This window comes from Paraclostridium benzoelyticum (genome assembly GCF_001006285.1).
GTDB classification, from domain to species: domain Bacteria; phylum Bacillota; class Clostridia; order Peptostreptococcales; family Peptostreptococcaceae; genus Paraclostridium; species Paraclostridium benzoelyticum.
In genome coordinates, this window is record NZ_LBBT01000118.1 from 1 (window position 1) to 2,818 (window position 2,818).

The window sequence follows — 2,818 nt, forward strand, 5'->3', positions numbered from 1 at the left end:
TATATAAAGTTATAAATAATATCAATAATAATAAAATATAGTTTATAACTTGATTATTATCTTTTACACAATAAGTTATGCACATTTTATCCACAACTTGTGAATAAATTTAAAATGTTAATAATATTTATAAACATTATCAACAGGTATATTTATAATATCAGAATATACGCTAAACTTCAATAATTTATGTACAATTTATCCACATATTTAACGACTTGTTGATAAAAATGTCAACAAAATTAACTATTATTTTTTACTATGAAATCTTGACAAAACAACCGCAAAAATACGTTGACAATAAGCCTAAAAGGATTTATAATTGTACGTGTTATGCTTACTTTGAGGGTAAAGTTATTATTTTTATAAACGGAAAATTAATCTTGAAAGGCGGTGCAAAAAATGAAAAGAACTTATCAGCCAAAGAAAAGACAAAGAAAAAAAGAGCATGGATTCAGAAAGAGAATGAAAAATTCTAACGGAAAAAATGTTCTAAAGAGAAGAAGAGCTAAAGGAAGAAAGAGATTAACTCATTAATTTTTTTATAAAAGGGCTGCTGAAAAGTAGCCTTTTTGTGTAAAAAATTATAAATTTAAGCTGTGTTTTTAGGAGGATTTAGTATGGATTTCAAGAATACTAAAGGTATAAAAAAAGACTCTGATTTTAGAAAAGTATACAAACACGGCAAATCTTTTGCAAATAAATACTTAGTAATGTATATACTGGATAATAAATCAGACTTTAATAGAGTAGGATTTTCTGTTTCTAAGAAAGTTGGAAAAGCTAATATTAGAAATAAGGTTAGAAGAAGAATAAGAGAAGGTTTTAGGTTAAACTGTGATGAGCATATAAAAGATGGATATGATTTAGTGTTCATAGCTAGAGTAGCTAGCAAAGATGCTGAGTATAGAGATATAGAGAAATCGGTTATGAGCTTAGTTAAAAAGTCTAAACTATTAAAAGGTTAATAAGGATATGGGGGATTAAATTGAAGCAATTATATAACTTATTAAATAATATAAACCATTATTTAACTAAAGTTTTTATATATATAGTAAGATTTTATCAAAAACACATATCTCCTTTAAAAGGACCTACGTGTAGGTTTTATCCAACTTGTTCTCAGTATGCAATAGAAGCTTTGAAAAAATATGGGGCACTAAAAGGGTCTTATTTAGCCATAAGAAGAATATTAAAGTGTCACCCTTTCCATCCCGGAGGATATGATCCTCTAAAGTAATTATGTTGTAAAGTAAAGATAAAGACACTTTAGGAGGTATTAGAATTGAATTTTATTAGTAACTTATTAGGCCAAGTTCTTAAATTTATATTAGATTTTGGAATTGAATATGGATGGGCTATTATTATATTCACTATAGTTGTAAAAGTAATATTATTACCGCTAACTATAAAACAGACAAAGTCTATGAAGGCTATGCAAGATATTCAGCCAAAAATAAAAGAGATACAAGAAAAATACAAGAGTAAACCAGAAAAACAAAATCAAGAAATAATGAAGGTTTACCAAGAGGCTAAAATAAATCCGATGTCAGGATGTTTACCATTATTAATACAATTTCCTATATTAATAGGTCTTTATAATGTATTAAGAAATCCAGTTACGCACCATGTTTTCCAAAGTGAAGCTGCTCAAAAAGCTGCTGACACAGGATTTTTATGGATGACATCTTTATCATCACCAGATAAAACTTTAATAATAGCTGTGTTAGCTGGAGTAACAACGTTTATAACTCAAAAGTTAACTATGCCACAAGATCAACAACAAGGGTCTATGAAGATTATGACATACTTTATGTCATTTATGATGTTTTGGTGGGGAATAAGTTTCCCAGCTGGTCTTGCGTTATATTGGACAGTAAGTAATTTATTCCAATTAGCTCAATACTACTTAATAATGAATCCATTAAGAACTAAGCTTGCTAATTCTGGGGAGGGTGTAGTAGATGAAACAAAGCCTAGAAATAAAAAGTAAAAACATTGATATTGCTATATCACAAGCTTTAGGACAATTAAGAGTAAATAGAGAAGACATAGATGTAGAGGTTGTAAAAGAACCTGTAAAAGGTTTCTTGGGATTAATAGGAAACAAAGATGGGATTTTTAAAATAACTGTTAAGGAAAAAGTAGAAGTTCCAGATTCAAAAGAACAACCATTAATAGAAAAAGAAATCGCTATTGTAGACAAAAAAGAAGAAAGCAAAGATACATTAAAAGAGTCAGATGTGGTTAGAGATTTCGTATTAAATATAGTTAATAATTTAAATATGGAAGCTCAAGTTGATGTAAATCAAGAAAAAAATGTTGTTAAAGTTAATATAACAGGTAAAGATGCTGCAATATTAATTGGTAGAAGAGGAGAAACTTTAGATTCTATTCAATTTTTAGCAGGATTAGCTTTAAACAAAGTAAAAAAAGACTCACACTTTAAGGTCCTTATAGATATAGAAAATTACAGATCAAAAAGAGAAGAATCTTTAATAAGATATGCAAATAAGGTAGCTAGAGAAGTTGCTAAAACAAGAAAAACTAAAAAGCTAGATTATATGAATCCATATGAGAGAAGAATAATTCACTCAACTCTTCAAAATGATAAGTTTGTAAAAACTCATAGTGAAGGTGTAGATCCATATAGAAGACTTGTAATAGAGTACAAAAAATAAAAGCAAAGCAAACCTCCTAAATATATAGGGGGTTTTATTTTTGAAAAAATTTTTATATAATAGTTAGATTGAGGAAATAATTTAAGTATATGAAGATTAAGCGATATACCATGATATGATATTATATAGAGCTTATT

General features: G+C 27.6%; 5 protein-coding genes. All 5 read left to right on the forward strand.

Annotation, left to right across the window (positions count from 1 at the left end):
- Positions 1-402 precede the first annotated feature (402 nt).
- Entirely contained in the window at positions 403-537 is a 135-nt protein-coding gene (gene rpmH, locus VN21_RS05110; protein ID WP_021127392.1) for a 50S ribosomal protein L34, read from the forward strand.
- Between the two features lie 83 nt (positions 538-620).
- Positions 621-968: a ribonuclease P protein component gene (gene rnpA / locus VN21_RS05115; protein ID WP_021428044.1), complete on the forward strand. Its 348-nt coding sequence runs from the start codon at positions 621-623 to the stop codon at positions 966-968.
- A gap of 50 nt (positions 969-1,018) precedes the next feature.
- Entirely contained in the window at positions 1,019-1,240 is a 222-nt protein-coding gene (gene yidD, locus VN21_RS05120) for a membrane protein insertion efficiency factor YidD (RefSeq protein ID WP_332840843.1), read from the forward strand.
- 45 nt (positions 1,241-1,285) lie between these two features.
- Entirely contained in the window at positions 1,286-1,993 is a 708-nt protein-coding gene (locus VN21_RS05125) for a YidC/Oxa1 family membrane protein insertase (protein WP_046822352.1), read from the forward strand.
- Entirely contained in the window at positions 1,965-2,681 is a 717-nt protein-coding gene (gene jag / locus VN21_RS05130; RefSeq protein ID WP_046822353.1) for an RNA-binding cell elongation regulator Jag/EloR, read from the forward strand. The genes VN21_RS05125 and jag overlap by 29 nt, the downstream gene beginning before the upstream one ends.
- The last annotated feature ends 137 nt before the right edge of the window (positions 2,682-2,818 follow it).

What these genes read in the sequence shown, in the direction of transcription:
- jag (WP_046822353.1), top strand. Translation starts at nt 1,965, where the DNA reads ATGAAACAAAGCCTAGAAATAAAAAGTAAAAACATTGATATTGCTATA.
- rpmH (WP_021127392.1), top strand. Translation starts at nt 403, where the DNA reads ATGAAAAGAACTTATCAGCCAAAGAAAAGACAAAGAAAAAAAGAGCAT.
- rnpA (WP_021428044.1), top strand. Translation starts at nt 621, where the DNA reads ATGGATTTCAAGAATACTAAAGGTATAAAAAAAGACTCTGATTTTAGA.